Here is a 1,989-nt window from a genome sequence, read left to right as displayed (position 1 = left end):
GGCGGCAACGGTGCTGCGCATCGGTTTTGCCGCGGTTACCATCAAGCTGCTGGCGATCGTCGGCCTGCTGCTGGCCGGCGGCATCTTGCTGCTGTGGGTCTGCTGGAAGATGTACCGCGAGCTGCGCACGTCGCATGCCGATGAGCTGGAAGCGACCGAGGCGCTGTCGAACTCGGATCTCAACAGCGACAAGATGGTGGCCGGCAAGGCCAAGCGCAAGACGCTCGGCCAGGCAGCATTGCAGATCGTCGTCGCTGACGTGTCGATGTCGCTCGACAACGTGCTGGCGGTCGCGGGTGCCGCGCGCGATCATTTTCCGGTGTTGGTCATCGGCCTTGTGCTGTCGATCGCGCTGATGGGGCTCGCCGCGACTTTCATTGCCAAGCTGCTGCATCGCCACCGCTGGATCGCCTATATCGGCCTGCTGATCATTCTCTATGTGGCCTTGGACATGGTCTACCGTGGTGCGGTGGAAGTCTGGCCGCATGTCAACAACGTGGTCAGCTGAGGCGGTTGCCGGCTGCGTCTTCGATCCGGAAGAGCATGGTCGCAAGCGCAGTCGCCGTGCGTTTTGCCGCATCGAAGGCGTGCCCATACCAATGCCGCAATAAGTGTGGTACTGCGCCGGCAATCCTGAAAAGCCCGGAAACCCTATATGTCCGCTCCTCGCGTGAGTTTTGTCAGTCTTGGATGCCCGAAAGCCCTTGTGGATTCGGAACGCATCATCACGCGCCTGCGCGCCGAGGGCTACGAGATCGCACGCAAGCATGACGGCGCAGATCTTGTCGTGGTCAACACCTGCGGCTTTCTCGATTCCGCCCGCGACGAGTCGCTCAACGCCATCGGCTCGGCGCTTTCGGAAAACGGCAGGGTCATCGTCACCGGCTGCCTTGGTGCCGAGCCGCACGTCATTCGCGAGAGGCACCCCAATGTGCTGGCAATCACCGGGCCGCAGGCCTATGAGAGCGTGATGGCCGCCGTTCACGAAGCGGCGCCCCCTTCGCACGATCCCTATATCGACCTGCTGCCGCCGCAAGGCGTCAAGCTGACCCCGCGCCACTACGCCTATCTCAAGATTTCCGAAGGCTGCAACAACCGCTGCACCTTCTGCATCATCCCGGCGCTGCGTGGCGACCTCGTCTCGCGGCCCGCGGCTGACGTGCTGCGCGAGGCCGAGAAACTGGCCAGGGCCGGCGTCAAGGAGATCCTCGTCATCTCGCAGGACACCAGCGCCTACGGCATCGACATCAAGTACCAGACCAGCATGTTCGGCGACCGCGAAGTGCGGGCGAAATTCCTCGATCTTTCCGAGGAGCTGGGCAAGCTCGGCATCTGGGTGCGCATGCACTACGTCTACCCCTACCCGCACGTCGCCGATGTCATCCCGCTGATGGCCGACGGGAAGATCCTTCCCTATCTCGACATCCCGTTCCAGCATGCTTCGCCGCAGGTGCTGAAGAACATGCGCCGGCCCGCCCATGGCGAAAAGACGCTCGAGCGCATCCGCGGCTGGCGCGAGGTCTGCCCGGATCTCGCCATCCGCTCGACCTTCATCGTCGGCTTTCCCGGCGAAACGGACGACGATTTCGAAATGCTGCTCGACTGGCTCGACGAGGCCAAGATCGACCGCGCCGGCTGCTTCAAATACGAGCCGGTCCGGGGCGCCCGCTCCAACGACCTCGGTCTCGAACAGGTCCCGCAAGAGATCAAGGAAGCGCGCTGGCATCGCTTCATGCAGCGCCAGCAGAAGATCTCGGCGACACAGCTGGCCAAGAAGGTCGGCAAGCGCCTGCCGGTGCTGATCGACGAAGCGCACGGCACATCGGCAAAGGGCCGCACCAAATACGACGCGCCCGAGATCGACGGCTCGGTGCATATCCAGTCGCGCCGTCCGCTGCGCGCCGGCGACATCGTCACTGTCAAGATCGACCGCGCCGATGCCTATGACCTCTACGGTTCGGCGGTCTGACGCTGCCGTATTTACTACAC

Annotated in this window: 2 protein-coding genes; both read left to right on the top strand. The window is 63.3% G+C overall.

Features of this window, described 5'->3' with window-relative positions:
* Positions 1-508: YjbE family putative metal transport protein (locus ACXJ7R_RS31190; RefSeq protein ID WP_457155166.1), on the top strand; the 508-nt coding region annotated here is incomplete at its 5' end.
* Positions 509-655: 147 nt separating this feature from the next.
* Positions 656-1,969 carry a 30S ribosomal protein S12 methylthiotransferase RimO gene (gene rimO / locus ACXJ7R_RS31185; protein ID WP_457155165.1) on the top strand — a complete coding sequence of 438 codons (1,314 nt, stop codon included), beginning with the start codon at positions 656-658 and terminating at the stop codon, positions 1,967-1,969.
* Positions 1,970-1,989 lie beyond the last annotated feature (20 nt).

It is taken from the genome of Mesorhizobium sp. P5_C1, assembly GCF_054049815.1.
Note: the sequence above shows the minus strand (reverse complement) of the source record. Positions and strands in the feature narration are given on the sequence as shown.

What these genes read in the sequence shown, in the direction of transcription:
- rimO (WP_457155165.1), top strand. Translation starts at nt 656, where the DNA reads ATGTCCGCTCCTCGCGTGAGTTTTGTCAGTCTTGGATGCCCGAAAGCC.